The 18,324-nt window shown below is 39.4% G+C and carries 14 protein-coding genes; 8 read left to right on the plus strand and 6 right to left on the minus strand.

What is annotated here, in order from left to right:
• The first annotated feature begins 37 nt into the window (after window positions 1–37).
• Window positions 38–1,351: an arsenic transporter gene (locus FQ084_RS11425; protein ID WP_149490767.1), complete on the plus strand. Its 1,314-nt coding sequence runs from the start codon at window positions 38–40 to the stop codon at window positions 1,349–1,351.
• A 188-nt stretch (window positions 1,352–1,539) separates the two neighbouring features.
• Here the strand turns inward: FQ084_RS11425 and FQ084_RS11430 are convergent, their stop codons facing one another.
• From FQ084_RS11430 to FQ084_RS11450, 5 genes are all read right to left on the minus strand, one after another.
• Window positions 1,540–2,556 carry a spore coat protein U domain-containing protein gene (locus FQ084_RS11430; protein WP_149490768.1) on the minus strand — a complete coding sequence of 339 codons (1,017 nt, stop codon included), beginning with the start codon at window positions 2,554–2,556 and terminating at the stop codon, window positions 1,540–1,542.
• A complete protein-coding gene (locus FQ084_RS11435) occupies window positions 2,538–4,904 on the minus strand; it encodes a fimbria/pilus outer membrane usher protein (protein WP_262880759.1) in 2,367 nt (788 codons plus the stop codon). The genes FQ084_RS11430 and FQ084_RS11435 overlap by 19 nt, the downstream gene beginning before the upstream one ends.
• Window positions 4,905–4,980: 76 nt before the next feature.
• The gene (locus tag FQ084_RS11440) at window positions 4,981–5,742 is read right to left on the minus strand and encodes a molecular chaperone (protein ID WP_149490770.1); all 762 of its coding nucleotides are present in this window, start codon (window positions 5,740–5,742) and stop codon (window positions 4,981–4,983) included.
• A gap of 5 nt (window positions 5,743–5,747) precedes the next feature.
• Complete coding sequence (locus FQ084_RS11445) at window positions 5,748–6,260, minus strand: spore coat protein U domain-containing protein (RefSeq protein WP_149490771.1); 513 nt, start codon at window positions 6,258–6,260, stop codon at window positions 5,748–5,750.
• Between the two features lie 627 nt (window positions 6,261–6,887).
• Window positions 6,888–7,295 (minus strand): hypothetical protein, encoded by a 408-nt coding sequence (locus FQ084_RS11450; protein ID WP_149490772.1) that lies wholly within the window; start codon window positions 7,293–7,295, stop codon window positions 6,888–6,890.
• A 640-nt stretch (window positions 7,296–7,935) separates the two neighbouring features.
• Between FQ084_RS11450 and FQ084_RS11455 the strand changes: the two genes are divergently transcribed.
• Window positions 7,936–8,781: a hypothetical protein gene (locus FQ084_RS11455; protein ID WP_149490773.1), complete on the plus strand. Its 846-nt coding sequence runs from the start codon at window positions 7,936–7,938 to the stop codon at window positions 8,779–8,781.
• A gap of 161 nt (window positions 8,782–8,942) precedes the next feature.
• On the opposite strand, the gene FQ084_RS11460 is transcribed toward FQ084_RS11455, so the two are convergent.
• Window positions 8,943–9,629, minus strand: a complete 687-nt coding sequence (locus FQ084_RS11460) for a hypothetical protein (RefSeq protein ID WP_149490774.1) — start codon at window positions 9,627–9,629, stop codon at window positions 8,943–8,945.
• A 256-nt stretch (window positions 9,630–9,885) separates the two neighbouring features.
• On the opposite strand from FQ084_RS11460, the gene FQ084_RS11465 reads away from it, so the two are divergent.
• The 6 genes from FQ084_RS11465 to FQ084_RS11490 are packed head-to-tail and all read left to right on the plus strand — an operon-like array spanning window position 9,886 to window position 18,170.
• Complete coding sequence (locus FQ084_RS11465; RefSeq protein WP_149490775.1) at window positions 9,886–10,065, plus strand: hypothetical protein; 180 nt, start codon at window positions 9,886–9,888, stop codon at window positions 10,063–10,065.
• Window position 10,066: 1 nt separating this feature from the next.
• Window positions 10,067–10,252 (plus strand): 6-phosphofructokinase, encoded by a 186-nt coding sequence (locus FQ084_RS11470; protein WP_149490776.1) that lies wholly within the window; start codon window positions 10,067–10,069, stop codon window positions 10,250–10,252.
• A gap of 40 nt (window positions 10,253–10,292) precedes the next feature.
• Window positions 10,293–12,083 (plus strand): N-6 DNA methylase, encoded by a 1,791-nt coding sequence (locus FQ084_RS11475; RefSeq protein ID WP_149490777.1) that lies wholly within the window; start codon window positions 10,293–10,295, stop codon window positions 12,081–12,083.
• 57 nt (window positions 12,084–12,140) lie between these two features.
• Window positions 12,141–13,721, plus strand: a complete 1,581-nt coding sequence (locus FQ084_RS11480) for a class I SAM-dependent DNA methyltransferase (protein ID WP_149490778.1) — start codon at window positions 12,141–12,143, stop codon at window positions 13,719–13,721.
• Window positions 13,718–14,932 (plus strand): restriction endonuclease subunit S, encoded by a 1,215-nt coding sequence (locus FQ084_RS11485; protein ID WP_149490779.1) that lies wholly within the window; start codon window positions 13,718–13,720, stop codon window positions 14,930–14,932. The genes FQ084_RS11480 and FQ084_RS11485 overlap by 4 nt, the downstream gene beginning before the upstream one ends.
• Window positions 14,933–14,966: 34 nt before the next feature.
• Entirely contained in the window at window positions 14,967–18,170 is a 3,204-nt protein-coding gene (locus FQ084_RS11490; protein ID WP_149490780.1) for a type I restriction endonuclease subunit R, read from the plus strand.
• Window positions 18,171–18,324: the final 154 nt, after the last annotated feature.

The following is an 18,324-nucleotide window of genomic DNA, read 5'->3' on the forward strand; positions in this document are numbered from 1 at the left end:
TTCATCATTGCTGCAATTGCTCCATTCAGGTTACTCCATGCTCGCATTCGCTATTTTTATCGTGACTTTGGTCTTAGTCATCTGGCAGCCTAAAGGGCTTGGCATTGGTTGGAGTGCGATGGGCGGCGCTTTGATCGCATTATTATTTGGTGTGGTGCAATGGTCTGACGTTGGTATTGTCTGGGACATCGTTTGGGATGCCACCTTTACTTTTGTGGCACTAATTATCATCTCTCTTATTTTAGATGAAGCAGGCTTTTTTGGCTGGGCAGCATTACACGTTGCTAGGCTTGGTAATGGGCGAGGGCGTTTGTTGTTTCCGATGATTGTGCTATTGGGGGCATTTATCTCTACCTTCTTTGCCAATGATGGGGCGGCCTTACTGCTGACACCGATTGTAATTGCTATTCTACTGCGTCTTGATTTTGCCCCCAAATCCGCCTTAGCCTTTATTATTGCCACCGGTTTTATTGCTGATACCGCAAGTCTGCCGTTGGTCACTTCTAATCTCGTTAATATCGTCAGCGCCAATTATTTTGATATTGGTTTTGGTCGCTACGCGGCAGTGATGGTACCGGTAAATATCGTCTCTGTCCTAGCGACGATACTGGTATTGTGGATTGCTTATGCGCGTCATATTCCTAAACACTACTCAACGGCAAATCTTAGCTCACCACAATCAGCTATCAAAGACCCGCTGGTATGTCGAGCAGCTTTTCCACTATTAGCATTATTGTTAATCGCCTATTTCGCGACTGAATCGCTCGGACTGGTTATTTCCGTAGTAACAGGTGCTGCAGCACTTATACTAATGGCGATTGCTGGACGCTGGTGGCAAGGTGGTCGTGATTCCAAGTTTTCTATGACAAATATTCTTAAGAAAGCGCCATGGCAAATCGTATTATTTTCAATTGGTATGTATTTGGTGGTTTATGGCTTGGGTAATGCGGGATTAACCGCTTATGGCGTGCAAATACTCAACTGGTTAGGTCAACAAGGGACAGTCGTTGCGACGGTCGGTACAGGATTTTTATCCGCTATTATGGCGTCTGTGATGAACAATATGCCATCGACGCTCATAGGAGCACTGGCGATTGATAGTGCCCAAGTTCCTACTACTACTACTAGAGAGTTGATGATTTATGCCAATGTCATTGGTAATGACTTGGGACCAAAATTCACACCTATCGGTAGTTTGGCGACGTTATTATGGTTGCACGTATTAGCAGAAAAGAACTATAAAATCAGCTGGGGTCAGTATATGAAGGTCGGGCTGCTGATAACGCCGCCCGTATTATTAGCCACGCTATTGGCATTGGTGTTTTGGTTGCCTCTGTTGCCTAGCGTTTAAGAGGATATTTTAGATATAAATTGTAATATTGGTGTTATTTCTTAACTTATATCAACGAAAAACCTTTCCTGATTTTATTAGAGAGACAGTTATAGTAGCTAACCATTAAAACTAATAGCATTAATTGTTAAGGATATATTTTCTAATTCATAATAACCCAGTAATAATCCTTTAGTTATAATAATAATTTAGTAATTCACATGAACGGTTACGGTATCTGAATAACTACCAGGCTTAACGTCTGTATTAGCTACGGTAGCGTAAACAGTCTCTCCTTGTACAACGCCAGTACCAATGCGTGTTACTCCTTTTCCTACATTAGTAGAAGTAACATCCCTATTACCCCATACTGTCCCACTAGCATCAGATTGTAATTGGTAGGGTACAGTATCAGTGTTAGCGATGTTCTTCATAACCCCAAGACCATCTACGTTGCCATTAGAAGGGGATAGTCCAATGTTATAAGGAATACCCTTGCTACAAGTCACGTTAATTAGGTTAGCACTTGAGCGCACTGTAGTTGGCGTACTAGCACTTATAATACTACCAAAGTCAAGGGCGCCTATAGTAGTAATTTTACATTCGTCAATCACGCGAGCCTGAACTCTAAAATCGAATTGGTCTGCTTGGGTATTAGTAGCACATGAACTGGGTGCAGTGCTGCCACTTCGCTCATTGACAGTAATAGCTGTGTCGCTCTTACCATAGTTACTGGTATAAGTGCCAGGAATCAAAGCTACTTGAGATCCTTGTACGCGCCCATACATCGTTGCGATGCCTGAGAAACTCCCATTTGCTGGGATCGTGATAGGCGTTATTACCAGCGGTGTTTTGGGGCCAAAAAACTGGCTGCCCCAAATGGTTGATGGGGGGAAGTTTTGATAGAGCTCGTAATTAAGCCTATTAGCCGTACCATTCTGCATTTGACGGCGGTTCGCACCACCAGGTGAGCCGATGCTGAAACAAACCCTTGCTGACACAGTCTCAGACGCACCGTTTGTGCATTTATAACTGAGCGTTGCCGTACTATCGGTTTGGGTCGACTGAGGATAGACGTTACCAAATGACATATCCGACATTGTAGCCGTGCAGTTGATCGCTGCATTTGCGGTACTAATCCCTAATAAACTAAATCCTAGCAACATAAAAAATGGGCTATATCGCCACTGAAGTATATTTATTTTCATTACTGTACCCTCTGGCATGTGAATGGCCCTAGTATCGGAATGCCATCACCTTGCTTTTGATAATCAAAGCTGGCTTTGCAGATATCACCAGATGGAGTAGTAACTTCTAGTGCATTATGCTCATCAAGCGTGTCTAAATATACCTCGCCATCGAACCCGACGATAGCCGACGCAGTATCCTTCTTGGTAATCAACCGCACTTGACTACCAATCTTTATGGGTTTGTTATCACTATCTATAAGGATAACAGAGGCAGAGCGCGCTTGTGTAATACCAAATGCCACCAACGTACCAGCGCGGTCAGTCGGTGTAGAACTAATACTGACCTGGTCGATACGCAAGTCAGCAGGTAAGTCCATAGGATCGATACCAATCTTATTATCTTGATAAGCATTGAGCGGTGATATCAGCAATAGACCACGACTATTAGTGGTACCAATGACATTATTTTGTAGCAACACTGGCACGTCGGCGATACCATCAGTAGAGACCACGGCAAAGCCATCGTTGATTTGGCGTGCGGCAAATAATCCACCACCCATCATGACTAGTGAGCCTGTACCACTGGCAAAGGTAGAATAATTACCATCATAACTACTAACACCTGCTTGTACTTGGCCATAGCGACCGAGATAATTTAGTTCTGCCAATCCGCCACTGTTGTTATTTTCACCATCTCTATCTGCGCTGTGCCGTGCTTGTGCACGCCAGCCTAAACCACCAGCACTTGGAGCTGATTGTGACACATCAGCCACAAAATTATTGCGATCGTCTGTATGCTGGACACTGCTATTGAACGAGATATTACGATCCAGTGAAAAAGAGGCGCCAATCGAAGCACTATTGTTTTCAGAGTTATTCAGGTCGTGGTTATAGTTGGCATTTATACTGAGGCGTCGGCCAAAAGATCTACTCCAATAGGCGCTAGCAAATTGTGCAGTGTCTTCCTCCGCATAGTCCACCTGATTATAGCTTAATCCAAAACTACCTAGAGACTGCGTACTATAACCTGTTGAAAATTGATTGCTTTGACGTATGGGGGTTGATCCGTATTGGGTGGCCACATCACGGTAATTGCCAGTGGTGCCTAGAGTATTAAGACCGATATTAAAGCGATTGTTATTCCATGAATAACTGCCACTATATTGGGTGCCGCTTTGTCCCTGGCTATTACTGCCTGCTAATGAGCCAAATAAGACACCGCCTGGTCCACCCAATACCCACGTTCCACCAATGCCTGCATTAGCGAGATTTTTGGTCGCTTCGGCATGGGTTTCTGCAGTAAAGCGATTGTTCACCCCATAACGTAAAGTACCACTGACGGCCATACCGCTGCCGTAATCGAAGGATTTTATACCATAGTTTTCACGTACGGTACCAAGCTCTATAGACCAGTCAGCCAGACCAGGCTGTAGCAGTCGATGAGTATCATAAAGTGAAAAATTAACCGTAGAGCTTTGTCCTAACGCATCGGTTAATACGAGCTGAGCATTACCTGCACCACTAATTATAGGTGCTGTGTTTAGCTCAAAAGGACCAGCAGGAACTTCGCCACTATATTGCTTGAGACCATTGACATACAGCTCTACCGCAGAGGGTAAAGTGGCAGAGCCGAAAAATGCTGGCAGTGGGGTAGTCGTCATATAAGGTTGCAAATCAAAATTGCTACCAATTTGTAAACCACCTAAGCGTGTAGAGCGCGTCCAAGATAATGCGCCCGTGAGAATATCACCAGCACGAACCGTAATTAGCTTATCTGAAAATGACTGGCTCCAACTGCTATCTAGACGTACAGTTCTACCTTCCCAGTCTCGGTTGTTGTTACCGTCATTAGCACTGTTATTAGAAAAGCGGTGGCCTGTGGTCAATGCAGTCGAGCTTAAGACACCTTTGGCATTAAAGGCGCGCACTTCGGTAAAGGCGCTTAGATTGGTTGAGTTGTTCTCTGACTGGGTGCCATAGAGATTATAATTTAATAATATACCGGGAGATGCAGTAGGAGATGTGCGTTTACTATTATGAGTGTTAACGACGGTGGTAGCTAGACTGAGCATACTTAAAGGTGCAATAATATTGACCGTCTGCTGGCGGGCATCATAATCAACCTTTATACCAGGCAGGCTGTTTAAACGTACTGGGTTGATTGTGGCGGGTGGCAAGATAAAGCCGAGCTGTTGCAGGATAGCAGTACTTGCCCAAAGCTCACCTTTACGAAAGTCGAAGTGGGCTAAACCTGCACTAGCGCCATTAATAGTGACGTCTAAATATAGATCGAGGCCACCAGCATTAGCAGTATTATAGCTGTCCAGACCGAGGTGAGTCAGCCGAACATCGGGAGTGTTCGCAGAAAGAGATTCTACGGACACATTTTCCTTAGATGCAACTTCATTAGGTTCTATGGCATGGCTAACTGAAATGACAACACTCTGCAGAAAGAGTACTTTAGCGAGCTGGACTGTCCAACGTGACGTCTTGAATCGTGTCAGTTCCATTAATCATTACCTTAATTTTACCGCTATTTTTTAATACGTTTGGTGGCACTTTGAGTGTCCATTGCATAGTGGCACCCGGTAAAACATAGCCAAGTAAGCCCGGATTTATTTCAATATTCTTGCCAGTAGCATCTTCTATGCTGAGTTTGGCTAATTGAGCGCGCCCATTACCGCTATTGCTAACACGCATAGCAACCTGATTACCATCTGGTTGCACGGTATAATTCCATTGTAGTTTTGGTGAAGTCTCTTTAATGCCTACAGGCTGTATAAACACAGGTAGTGAATAGCTTAGCGCAAACTGTAAGCCAGTCTTTTGCTCAGCAGATTTCACTGGTATTTCATCAATTGATAGTCGGTAAGCGTCTTCTACAGCGCCTGCGCCACTGGGAGGAGCAGATGCACGAATAATCCGAATGAGTTGCTTTTCACCCGGCTGCAGTTCAATCATTGGCGGACTGGCCAATAATCCTCGAGATGTGGTGAGCTGATCGCCTTTGTCGTTCTGAGACCAATGGTACACACGCACTTGCGCATGTACTACATCATCACCGGTATTACTTAGCGTAAGGCCACTAGCATTTTCTTTGGCCTGCAAACTAAGGGAAATGGGAGAGACCTGTAGGCCACTCGCCATTGCCATACTGCTAGATAAAAGCAAACCAGAGAAAATGCCGTGTATCGCAACACGGCGTAGACAGAGACTTAACATAGCTATTAGTAAGCTACAGAAACGGTAACAGTATCTAAGTAAGTACCAGGTTTAACGTCAGCAGGTCCAGTAACGGCAGCGTATACAGGAACAGTAATATCTGTTGCATATTTAACAGCTGCGGCAGGAGAAACACGGTTACCAACAGCATTACCCCAAACAATACTACCAGCTGAGTCTGAAGTTAATTGATATGGGACAACTTCAGAATCAAGTTTTACTTCACCCAGACCAACTGTACTGGCATTTGATGGAATTAAGCTAATAATAGGCAGCGCACCCGTAGAGCAGTTCAAAACGATGTTTGTACCGCCTTTGTTTGTCGTAGCAGTTGCTAGACCTGCTTGTGTAGTACCTAAGTCAATACCTGTAGTATTTGCTTTTACGTTACATACGCTAGTAACAACTAATTTAACTGGGAAAGTATTGGTAGCAGTTGAAGCAGCATTTGCAGAAATAGCAGTCAAACTAGCAGCGGCAAGTAAAGTAGCGGTCAATAAAGATTTTTGAAATTTCATGTCATACCTCTAAGTATTGAAATTATGTTTGTTAATAGACACATTGTTACACAGAGATATTACTAAACCTATCATGAACAGATGAATGACCTTTATAGTAGGATGAACGGTAAGTTATTAATTTTCAAATCTTTTGAAGATATGTTTGAAATAAAGAGCGATTGCTCAATCTATGAATATGAGGCATGACAAATATAAGCAGTAAGCTTTATGTAGAAAATTTTAAGGGGTATTTATAGAGGATGTTCAGGCAGATATGGAAAACAGGGAATAACTAAGATTGGCAGTGAAGGAGGAAGTCAAACTTATGGCGCAAGGCATTGATTTATATAATTTTATAATTTAATGCATAGCTATTAGACCAACAAATAGACCAACGCTTGATAAGCATAGTAGATGAAAGCTGTAAAAATCAAATATATTGTAACAAAATGTGAATATTAGTAATTAAAAAGATAAGAGCAGAGCTAACTGTTTATAGACCTATATTATTATTGAAAAATGCTCTTATAACGTGTTGCAGATCTTTCCAAGTTGGAACAAAAAATATTCTACTTAATATTTAACATGCAAATCATGTATAACTTATAAATGCTTATGCCATTACCTACTTCGGTTTAGATAACTTTATCTATCTGTATAGTAAGGGTCATTGTAGTCATGGCCCATACCTTCAACTACGCCATCATCGTGGTCTGCGGCGAACTCATCGGAAATGATATCGCCCCTTTCTTCAAAAGCTAAATCATCTTGGACTTCATTACCAGAATCGTTAATTATCTTTGTATAGTAAGGGTCGCTATAATCGTGTCCCATACCCTCAACTACACCACCATCTTCTGGTGTTTGGTTGACTTCACTATCATCTATCTCCACTGCCTCTAGATCCGTTTCTACTTCGTCCTCTATAGGTATTTGCTCTTCTGCTACATTTTCTATTGATGTATTGGCAGTATCAACACTATCGGTATTCTTTGAACAACCTGATAAAACGCCAAGAAATAGTAAAAGTGAAATTGATAGTTTGATGTTCATAGGTAGCTCAAAGATAAAGGATGATGAAATGTATTGCGTATACTGCATTAAACAAAAGTATATAACAAGACAATAACATTCGTGGCTAGGATTTTTGACATAAATATTTGATCATTTGAAAATGACAACTATTTGAGGTGCCGTTTCTTGCTTTTATAACTAGAGGTAATAACTACGCACTGTTAAACAAAATTGTCTCTTCACCATTGATCGTCACATTGCTATGTAAGACATCGCCTTTGGCATTTATCTTGTAGCATTCTGTCGATGTGCCTTCAGGGTCATAGCTGAGCAATAGGTTTTCTGAGCTTTCTATACAGAGCCATGCTGCTCTATTACTTTCGCTTATTAATAACCATGTTTAAGTTCTTTACTTTCAATATTGTCGATATACAATTTTCTGTTATCAACTTATCAGAGTCGTCGATCGTAGCTAACTTAGAAATCATGGATGCTTGCGTAGCTAGCGCATATTTACCTGAGCAGTCACTGAGACGATGAGATTAAGAATTATTGCGTCATATGGTGTCGTGTATGCTGTGGAAGCCGCTATTAAAATCTAACCTAATCTGTTATTTTTACTATACCAATTAATATTAAGCCTTAATTTATCTAAAACAGCATTACATAGGGAATGAGTGTGAATAAAAATTTATTTGATAATAACGAGCGAATCCTTTTTAAGTCTAATGTAGTTAAAATTATGATACTAGATCGTATAAAGCGACATAGGTATTATGATAAAGAAGAGCTTGAAGAGAATTTAAAGCTAGTAATTGAAGAGTTTCAACAATTGGGTTACAACATTGATGCATTTACTATGCGTGTACGCATTATCGCTGATCTTGAAATTATGGCAGCCGATTTAGGCATGGATCTTTATGGAAAGCCTCCCTATAAACAAGATATGGAATTTTTTATTGCTAAGGTTATGGCGCATGAGTGTGACAGTATAGCGATAGATAGTTTCTATACATCTGATAAAGAAGATCCAGTCGATTATACTGATATTGATTTTGCTATTGGCATCATCATCTGTTTTGATGGCAATAAATGGGAGTTCCAAACGCTGAATGCGGAAATACAGACAGACTCAGTAATAATATTGAATAATCAGCAGCTTGATCGTAACAGCTTTGGCTATAGCAAACCACAATATTACCTTTTAGCAGCTCTTGAAACTGTCGCTATATGGCAGTCAGTTACTGCTATGCGTTTGCATAATGTTAATGCTTATATGCAAGATAAAAAACTGGTAGAAAAAGCATCTTTTATCACATCTATCATAGGAGAAAGAGAAAAAGGAGATAATATTCTTTTAGCGAAAATGATGAATGGATGGCATGATCAGGCTTTTAGTGAGATATCGGTATGGTTGCAAATGCACACGCTTTGTAATCAGCAACAGAGTGAGGTCGTAGCAAGACTATTCAATGATGGTGTACAAAAGCATCAAGTGACTTCAAATAAGGTATTTAGAAATTAATAGATACCTTTAGAAATATAATGTGACTTTATCATATTTTAAACCTGTGTTTGAAAGGGAATAAAATATGATAATTAGTATGGAGTTATATCACACCCTAAAAAATGGCACCGATTTAAGGTGCTGTTTTTTTGCTTCATTTTTATAGCTAGAGGCAATAACTACATACTGTTAAACAAAATCGTCTCATCACCATTCATAGTCACATTGCTATCTAAAATATCGCCTCGAGCATTTATCTTGTAGCATTCCGTCGATGTCCCATCAGGGTCGTAGCTAAGCAGTAGATTTTCTGAGCTTTCTATACACAGCCATGCGGTGTTATTACTTTCACGTTTTAATGACCATGTTTGCGTATACGTTTTTATCTTTTTACGTTTACTGCTATCGCTATAAACCTGCTCAGTAAGATAGGTACTTGAATCATCTATGCTGGCTATTTTGGGTATAGTCTTGGTTTGGGTTGCAATTGAATACTCACCTACGTCGCTGGTAAAGCCATGAAACACCAGTGGCTCTAAAGTAAAGTAGTTGCTGCCTACTGACTTATCTACCACTTGATCATTTACTGTCGTAGTAGTAACCATCTCAGCGCCTTGTACTTGCTTATTATTAAAGATCATTGCACCTTTTGGCGTTACTTTGGTATTTATCACAACCAGCTCTTCATCAATCAGCGTATATAATTGATCACTATACGCTCGGGTATAGACGTTGAGCATGGCAGTCTCAACGGGGTAGTGGGTGACGACTTTATTAGGCGTATTCATTACTACGCTGTTATTCATACCCGTTGTACAAGCGCTTAAGCTAAGTACGGCTAACATACACAATACTAGTGTTTTCATGGCTTAACCCCTTATCTTATTTAATTGGCTTATATCACTGTCTACTATAATCGAATTTTTTATCCATGACATCTGCTGATTAATTTAGACCCTACTATGCTTAATAACTGATGATAAATCAGCTAATAATTTTATAAAACCATTAATATCCTAAAATTACCAATATAATTATAAAAATATTATATCAATACTATTTACACCACTGAGTTTCTATGGTTTAATACTTGCATCAAACAATGATTGCAAGGAAATTCTTATGAAAGCTTCAACGCATTTAGTATCAAGGATGAGTCAACGTGCTATAGGTAAAGCCGAACTAGATATTGTTATGGCTTTCGGAGAGATGGATGGCGATAAAATCATTATAAACAAACGACTTGCAGAAGAACTGCTCGTAGAGCTTAAGTTTATTCTAGCGTGTAAAAGGAGAGAGTAAGATGGAATTAGGCTGTTATGAGAAAATAAGTTCTGGCGCAGATCTTAATGTCAAAGAGATTCAAAAGGCTATTAAGACGCTAAAGAATATTTTGAAAAAAGGTGGAGTAGTCGTTGTTTCTGAAAATGATACATTGATTACTACCTACAAATTAGACAGCTATGATCGAAGACTTGCTTTTAAATAGCATTTCTTTCAATACTAAATAATAAAGGTAATTTCATCTTATGCAAAAATATAAAACTAGAGAGCTGGTCATGAGCTTATATGACCTAATGCATCAACATGGTATTAGAAAGCACAATGAAGTCGCATTAAAGCTAATGACTATTTTAGTGTTATCAAAACAAGACAAGCTTCCGAATGGTTTAAAGCTAAGTCAAAGTTTAGCGGAATATAAAGGCGAATGGTTAGCGCTTATGGACGCTCTTAAAGCAAGTGAGGATAGCCAGATACAGCGGGTTTTCTCATATGATAATGCTCTAGAGGATCTTCCACTGCCATTTATTCACAGCGCGATAAGTACTTTATTGAAGTATCAGGATATCACTCTAGAAAGCCCAGCAGTTGATTCGATCAGAACGATCATTTCAAACTTTACCTCCTCCACTAGTGAGGGTTTTGCAGACTTCAGCGTATACCTGCTAGCAAATGCATTATTAGGGGATAAAAGTGGTAAGACGACCTATCTAATGTCACCTGCTTCACTTCCTTTAGCTATTATAGCTAGCGAGGAGTCTAAAGCTGTTTGCTATGAGACAATAAATCAGTCAGGAATGATAGCAGACGCTTTATCGTTGATGAGCAAAAATAGGTTTGAGGTATCATATTCTGATGCATTGGATAAGCCTGCCTACATAACATCAAAAAATGAACTCAAGACGTTTGATCATGGTGTGAGTTTTTCACCGATGGGCGTAATGGTGCCAAAGCATATTTCTGATAATATCGATACCTACGATAGGTTTATCATACCGACTAAGAAAGTTGAATCAGCTAATATCTTGCATTTGATTAAACAATGTCGTGGAACCGTTGTTGTATCTGTTCCTGAAGGATTCTTATACTCTACTATGGAGAAAGATCTGAGAGGGCATTTGGTTGATAAAGGTATGCTCAAAGCAGTTATCTCTTTACCGTCAGGTATCTGGACAGGAACTGCTGTAAAAACATCGTTATTACTGATTGAGCCAAATGGCAATAATGAAGCGGTAAGATTTATAGATGTAACTGGTGAAGAGTTTATTGAAAAGACAACCAGGCGATTACTAAGCTTAAGCAATATCGATATTATTTTAAACTATCTAGCCTCTGATAAAGAATTAGATTGCGCAGCCTCAGTATCATCATTAGACATCCAAAAAAATGACTATGACCTGAGTGTAGGACGCTATCTTTTAGATCCAAAGGAAAAGAAGGTCAATAAAATCCTTGAAGCGGCAACGACAGTTACTCTTGATAGTATCGTTCGTTTTGAGCGTGGTTTGTCTGTTAGGCCAGACGAAGGTGACTATACTGTCTTAGAAGTAGGCGCTAGTGAACTAAACGACATTGGTGATATCTCTACACCAACCAAAGAAGCCAATATATCAGAGTCAGAACGTGTGAAGAACCAAACAGGTTTTTTACAGCCAAATGATATTATTTTTATACTAAAAGGCAGTGCCGGTAAGCTTGGGATCGTACCTGAAGATATACCAACGACAGGTGATAAGTGCTGGATGGTAAACAGATCAGCGATAGTTATAAGGACGACTTCTGACAAAGTTAACCCAAAGGTCTTATACGCTTATTTAAAATCAGATATCGGGCAAACTCAAATTTCTCGCCTGATTAAAGGGGCTACCATACCCAACATTTCATTAAAAGAGCTCAAGCAGATACCTGTTATAGTGCCGTCTTTAGAAGAGCAAGAGCAGGCAATCGCATGTATAGATAAAAGCAGAGAAACACAACAGGCTATTGAACAGCTATTATTAGAGCAATATGCCAGACAAAGTGAGCTTTGGAGTTTATAGATCTTCAAACAACCAAATTTAAAACAACTTAAATGTACGCTAGGAAAATGATAGTTTATGGATATTTCAATCAAACAACTCGAAAGTGATCTATGGAACGCGGCTGATAACTTGCGTGCTAACTCAACCCTTACCGCTGCTGAATACAAAGATCCTTTATTAGGCTTAGTGTTTTTACGATTTGTACAAAATCGCCATGAAGATGCCAAGGTTAAAATTCAAGAGTCTTTAGCAATCAATCCTCGTACTGGTCAAAAGCGCGAGGTGACCAAAGACGACTTCGTAGCTGCAGGATCGATTCTACTACCTGAAAAAGCCAAATATGATTATTTAGCTGCACTACCTGAAAGTGAAAACATCGCTGAGGCAATTAATAACGCGATGAAACTTATTGAGGAAGAGTATCCATCATTAGTAGGTATTCTTCCTAAAAACTACCAAGTCTTTGATAGCAAGCTACTACGCGATCTTGTGCGCGTATTTAACAAAGATACGGTGAAAAAAGCCAAGGGTGATATCTTTGGTCGCATTTATGAGTTCTTCCTGATGAAGTTCTCAATGCAGGGTGCTGGTGCTCAGGAAGGGGGCGAGTTCTTCACGCCGCCATCACTGGTTAATCTAATCGTTAATTTTATTCAGCCTGATCATGGCATTATCCATGATCCAGCATGTGGCTCCGGCGGTATGTTTGTACAGACGGCTCACTTCATTCAAGATCACACGCCAAACAAGAGTGTTAACGAGGCTATCACGGTCTATGGTACAGAGCTTAAGAATAATAATACTAAGCTTGCTAAGATGAACCTTGCTGTGCATGGTATTGAAGGCTCAATAATAGAGAGTAATAGCTTCTATACCAACCCGCATAATCTCACTGGTAAGTGTGATTTTGTTATGGCAAACCCACCTTTTAACGTGAGTGGTATCGATGGGAAGAATAAGTTTCTCACAGAAGATGCTCGATTGCCATTTGGCGCGCCGTTAACAGGAAAAGGCACAATTGGTAATGGCAACTACTTGTGGATTCAGTACTTCCACAGTTATCTTAACGCTACTGGTCGTGCAGGCTTTGTTATGGCATCATCGGCGACTGACGCAAGTAATGCAGAAAAGCTTATACGTCAGCAGTTGATAGAGACAGGCGATGTCGAGTGTATTGTCTCTATCGCTAATAACTTCTTTTATACGCGATCATTACCGTGTCATGTATGGTTCTTTAATAAAGATAAAAAAGCTGAAAATAAAGACAAGGTCTTGATGATCGATGCGCGTAATACTTATCGTAAAGTCAGTGGTACGATTCAAGATTTTAGTGATGAACAATTAGAAGGTTTAACGGCTCTAATAAATGCGTTCCGTGGTGATAGTCTAGGTGTTAGTAAAAATAATGAGTGGTTTACTGAGCACTTTTCTGATGGTAAATATACGGATGTCCAAGGTTTATGTAAGATTGTGAATTTAGATGATATTAAATCACGAGGTTATAGTCTAACTCCAGGACGCTATGTAGGGGTCGATATTGATATTGATATGGATTTCGATCATGCGGAACGTATGACTGAGATTCGATCAGAGCTTTCTGAATTAAATAAAGAAGCATCAAAATTGATGGAAAAAATTCTGGGAGTGGAGCTATGAGAAATGGTTGGAATAAAGTTCCTTTAGCTGCTATTACCGAGCTTATTAAAAGAGGTGTTTCGCCTAAATACGTAGAAATTGATGGTTATCCAATTATTAACCAGAAATGTATTCGTGAGGAGTCTCTTTCACTCCAGGAAGCTCGCATGACTTCCAAGTCTAAGAAAATATCAAATGAGAAATTTATACGGCCTGGCGATGTTCTAATTAATTCAACGGGGACAGGAACTCTAGGTAGAACAGCTATAGTAAAAAATATAAATCAAGAAACTACAGTTGATACTCATGTCACGATTGTCAGAGGAAATGATTTAGTAGATAAATATTTCTTAGGATATCTAATTAGATATTATGAACCTTTAATAACTTCTTTAGGTAAAGGGGCTACTAACCAAATAGAGCTTAGCGCTTCTGACCTAAAAGAGATGCAAGTGAAAATCCCTATTTCTAAAGAAACTCAACAAAAAATTGCTAATATTTTATCCGCCTACGATGATTTAATAGAACATAATAAAAAACGTATCGAGCTATTAGAAGAGCAAGCACAGCTTACCTATGAAGAATGGTTTATACGTATGAAATTTCCTGACTATGAAGATACTTTGGTCGATGAAGAGACAGGATTGCCTGAAGGGTGGGTATATAAAACGTTTGCAGATGTAGTAGATATAAACCCTAAAACATCTATAAAAAAAGGTGCAATTGCTCCTTTTATCCCGATGAGTTCTATTTCGACATCTTCTATGTCTATAGATCCTATAGAAGAAAGAGCTGTATCTGGTGGGACAAAATTTAAAAATGGAGATACTCTTTTTGCAAGAATCACTCCTTGTCTAGAAAATGGCAAAACAGGGTTTGTGCAGTTTATGCAAAATGATGACTCGGTTGCTACAGGTTCGACAGAATATATAGTTTTAAGAGAAACAAAAAGTTGTGGGAAGTATTTCATTTACTGTGCTTCAAGAGAAGAAGGGTTTCGTGAAAACGCTATAAAAAGTATGGTTGGTTCAGATGGTAGACAACGAGTTAATACAGATTGCTTTGAAAAATATATTGTGAACTTTGCTCCAAAAAAAATCAGAACACAGTTTGAAGAATTGTGTGCACCTATATTTAGGTCAGTTCAAATATATATAGAACAGAATAATAAGTTAAAAGAAGCTCGAGATATCCTCTTACCACGTTTGATGATGGGCGTTATCGAAGTATAAAAATATAGAAAAATTATAATTTATAGGGGTAATAATGAGCTACGAATATTCAGAAGATGGCATGGTTGAGGAAGCGACCAAAGGAGCATTAACCGAGCTAGGCTGGGAAGTCATCACTGCTTGGCATAATGAAACCTTTGGTAAGGACGGATTGCTTGGCAGAGAAGATAAGTCGGAGGTGGTTCTCACTCGTGCGTTACGTCATGCTTTGGTTAAGTTAAATCCTAATTTACCTGACACCGCTTATCAGCAAGCTATCGATATGATTACTCAAAAAACGGCAGATAAAACGCTTGGTAGGATCAATCAAGACAAGTATAAGCTGCTAAAAGACGGTGTCCCTGTTAAGTTTACTAATAGTGATAATGAACTTGAAGAGCGCGATCTAAAAATCTTTGACTATCAAGACTATAGCAATAATAGCTTTTTGGCGGTAAGTCAATTAGAAGTAGTTGGAGATCTATATAACCGTCGTCCTGACATAGTGGGTTTTGTTAATGGCATTCCGTTAGTGTTCTTTGAGTTAAAAGCTCATCATCAAGATCTACGCCACGCTTATGATGATAACTTCACTGACTATAAAGATACCATCCCTGCTATTTTTCATTGCAACGCTTTCGTTATTCTTAGTAATGGTACAGATTCCAAGGTAGGAACGGTAACCAGCCCTTATAAGTATTTCCTTGATTGGAAGCGTATCGAGGAAGATGCAGAAGGGGTAGTTAGCTTAGATACCATGATACGTGGTACTTGTGATCCAAGACGCTTAATGGATATTTTTGAGAACTTTCTATTATTCGATACCTCCTATGGTGAAGTCGTTAAGCTGATGGCAAAAAACCACCAATATATAGGTGTTAATAAAGTCATCGACCAAGTCGATAATATTGAAGATTTGCAGGGCAAGCTTGGTGTGTTTTGGCACACTCAAGGCAGTGGTAAGTCTTACTCAATGGTTTTCTTATGCGAGAAAATCCATCGGAAGATGGGAGGGTCTTATACCTTCTTATTGGTAGTTGATAGAAGTGAGTTAGAAAGTCAGATTTATGACACTTTTTCGGGCGTTGGTGTTGTTAATAAAAAAGACTTAATTGCAGGTAAAAAGTCTGGGATGACAGGGCGCGAGCACTTGCGAGAGCTACTATCGGAAAACCATAGGTACATATTTACCCTGATTCATAAGTTCTCTATTGACCCAAATAAAGAGAGCGAATATCCATTAATAACTAATCGTAAAAACGTCATTGTGATATCGGATGAAGCCCATCGTACACAAGGTGGTACTTATGCACGCAATATGCGGTTTTATGGTTTACCTAATGCGTCGTATTTGGGATTTACAGGTACGCCGATTATCAAAGATGAAGAAGAACTGACCAAAGATATATTTGGTGAATACGTTTCTGTTTATGATTTTAAACGTGCCGTTGAAGATGGGGCGACTTTGCCTCTTCGTTATCTTAATAAGGGAGAGCTGCTTAACATTGATAACCCAAAACTTGATGAAGAGATGGCTGAAGTTTTAGAGGATGAGAATCTAACCGAAGATCAAAGACAGAAGCTTATTCATAAGTTTAGTAGAAACTATCCGATACTCACTGCACAATCCCGATTAGAGACCATTGCTAAAGACTTAGTATGGCACTTCAATGAACGTGGTTATCAGGGTAAGGCGATGCTTGTCGCTCTCGATAAGCCTACTGCTGTACGTATGTATGATCTTATTAAGCGCTATTGGGGTGAATACCTAATTGATCTACAAAAGCGTATTGATAATGCAGAAGATGTACAAGAAGCTCAGGAGCTAGGAAGGAAATACAATAAAGTCGCTGAAACTGAAGTATGTGTGGTGGTTAGTGGCGAGCAGAATGAAGTTGATAAGTTTAAAAAGCTTGGATTAGATATCGCTACCCACCGTAAGAAGATGGTTGAGCGAGACCTAGAAAAGGAATTTAAAGATCCTGATAATCCATTTCGTTTAGCGATTGTTTGCGCGATGTGGATCACAGGCTTTGATGCACAGTGTGTATCTACCGTATATCTAGATAAGCCTATTAAAGGTCATACCCTAATGCAGACCATTGCAAGGGCGAACCGTGTCTATGACGATGAGAAAGAGAATGGCTTAATTGTTGATTACGGTAATGTCTATGAGCAGTTAGAAAAAGCATATTCTGTATATGGTGAAGGTGGTACTGGTGGAGGTGGTAAAGGAACAGGTCCTGAAAAGCCAATCCCTGAATTATCTGAGTTAGAGGTAGAGCTGAAAATTGCTATTGAAGAAACCATCAAGCATCTTGGATCGTTGGGCTTTGATCTTGAATCTCTCAAGAATGCCAGTCCAATGCTTAGAATTAGCAAATTACAAGAAGCAGAAAACTGTGTGTGTTTAAATGAGAAAAGCCGCGCAACTTTTGAGGTTATGGCGCAAAACGTTTTCAGAAAATACAAAGCTCTCTTTCCTGAGCCACAAGCCAAATCTCATACTAAAGATCATAACGCTATCGAGGCTATTTATAAGCAGCTCAATAAAAAAGCCAAATCAGCAGATATCACTGAAGTGATGAAGAAGCTACAAAGTTTAGTGAGCGATAGCATTAGCGTAAAACAGAGTGATAATACAGATGGTGTTTATATTGATTTAAGTAACTTGGATTTTGACAAGCTGAAAGCTGCTTTCGCAAAGTCTGATCAAAAAAATACTATGACATATACGCTTCAACAGGTTATTGAAAATAAGTTGGAGCAAATGTTAAAAGAGAATCCTTTAAGGGTGGAGTTCTATGAGCGTTATAAAGAGATCATTGATGCTTACAATGCTGGTAAGTCTTTAGAGAATACAGTGAAGGCTTTCAATGATCTGAACGATTTTGTTAAAGATCTATCTGTTGAAGAGCAGAGAGCTGTAAGAGAAAATCTAGGCGATCAAGAAGTGTTGGCAATTTTCGATTTGTTAACTAAAGGAAAAGAGCTTAATAATGAAGATGTCAAAAAAGTTAAAGAAGTCGCTAAGGACACGTTAGATAAATTAAAAGCAGAAAAGTTAAGTATAGAGCGTTGGCGAGAAAGTCGTGAAGTAACAGCCCAAGTTAAGATCGTTATTCATGACAATCTGTTGTGGCTACCCCAAGAGTCATATAGTGATGAAGATGTTGATACAAAAGCAATAGACGTATATCAGCATATCTTTGCCAGCTACCGTGGTGGTAATGACAGTGTTTATAGGATGAGTGCTTAAATCGAAGCTAGTTTTTATGTATAGATGTTAACGACTTGGTTTTAAGGCTGTCTCCAGAGAGACCTGAAGCCTTGTTGTTAATGGCTTCCATGGCAAAGTGTCTTAGTTTTTTAAGCTTATAACAATAAAAATTCAGTAAAAATGTTCCGTTAAT

Source organism: Psychrobacter sp. ANT_WB68, from assembly GCF_008369115.1.
Taxonomy (GTDB): Bacteria; Pseudomonadota; Gammaproteobacteria; order Pseudomonadales; family Moraxellaceae; genus Psychrobacter.

What these genes read in the sequence shown, in the direction of transcription:
- FQ084_RS11425 (WP_149490767.1), top strand. Translation starts at nt 38, where the DNA reads ATGCTCGCATTCGCTATTTTTATCGTGACTTTGGTCTTAGTCATCTGG.
- FQ084_RS11485 (WP_149490779.1), top strand. Translation starts at nt 13,718, where the DNA reads ATGAGAAATGGTTGGAATAAAGTTCCTTTAGCTGCTATTACCGAGCTT.
- FQ084_RS11430 (WP_149490768.1), bottom strand. Translation starts at nt 2,556, where the DNA reads ATGCCAGAGGGTACAGTAATGAAAATAAATATACTTCAGTGGCGATAT.
- FQ084_RS11450 (WP_149490772.1), bottom strand. Translation starts at nt 7,295, where the DNA reads ATGAACATCAAACTATCAATTTCACTTTTACTATTTCTTGGCGTTTTA.
- FQ084_RS11465 (WP_149490775.1), top strand. Translation starts at nt 9,886, where the DNA reads ATGAAAGCTTCAACGCATTTAGTATCAAGGATGAGTCAACGTGCTATA.
- FQ084_RS11490 (WP_149490780.1), top strand. Translation starts at nt 14,967, where the DNA reads ATGAGCTACGAATATTCAGAAGATGGCATGGTTGAGGAAGCGACCAAA.
- FQ084_RS11470 (WP_149490776.1), top strand. Translation starts at nt 10,067, where the DNA reads ATGGAATTAGGCTGTTATGAGAAAATAAGTTCTGGCGCAGATCTTAAT.
- FQ084_RS11460 (WP_149490774.1), bottom strand. Translation starts at nt 9,629, where the DNA reads ATGAAAACACTAGTATTGTGTATGTTAGCCGTACTTAGCTTAAGCGCT.
- FQ084_RS11440 (WP_149490770.1), bottom strand. Translation starts at nt 5,742, where the DNA reads ATGTTAAGTCTCTGTCTACGCCGTGTTGCGATACACGGCATTTTCTCT.
- FQ084_RS11475 (WP_149490777.1), top strand. Translation starts at nt 10,293, where the DNA reads ATGCAAAAATATAAAACTAGAGAGCTGGTCATGAGCTTATATGACCTA.
- FQ084_RS11445 (WP_149490771.1), bottom strand. Translation starts at nt 6,260, where the DNA reads ATGAAATTTCAAAAATCTTTATTGACCGCTACTTTACTTGCCGCTGCT.
- FQ084_RS11480 (WP_149490778.1), top strand. Translation starts at nt 12,141, where the DNA reads ATGGATATTTCAATCAAACAACTCGAAAGTGATCTATGGAACGCGGCT.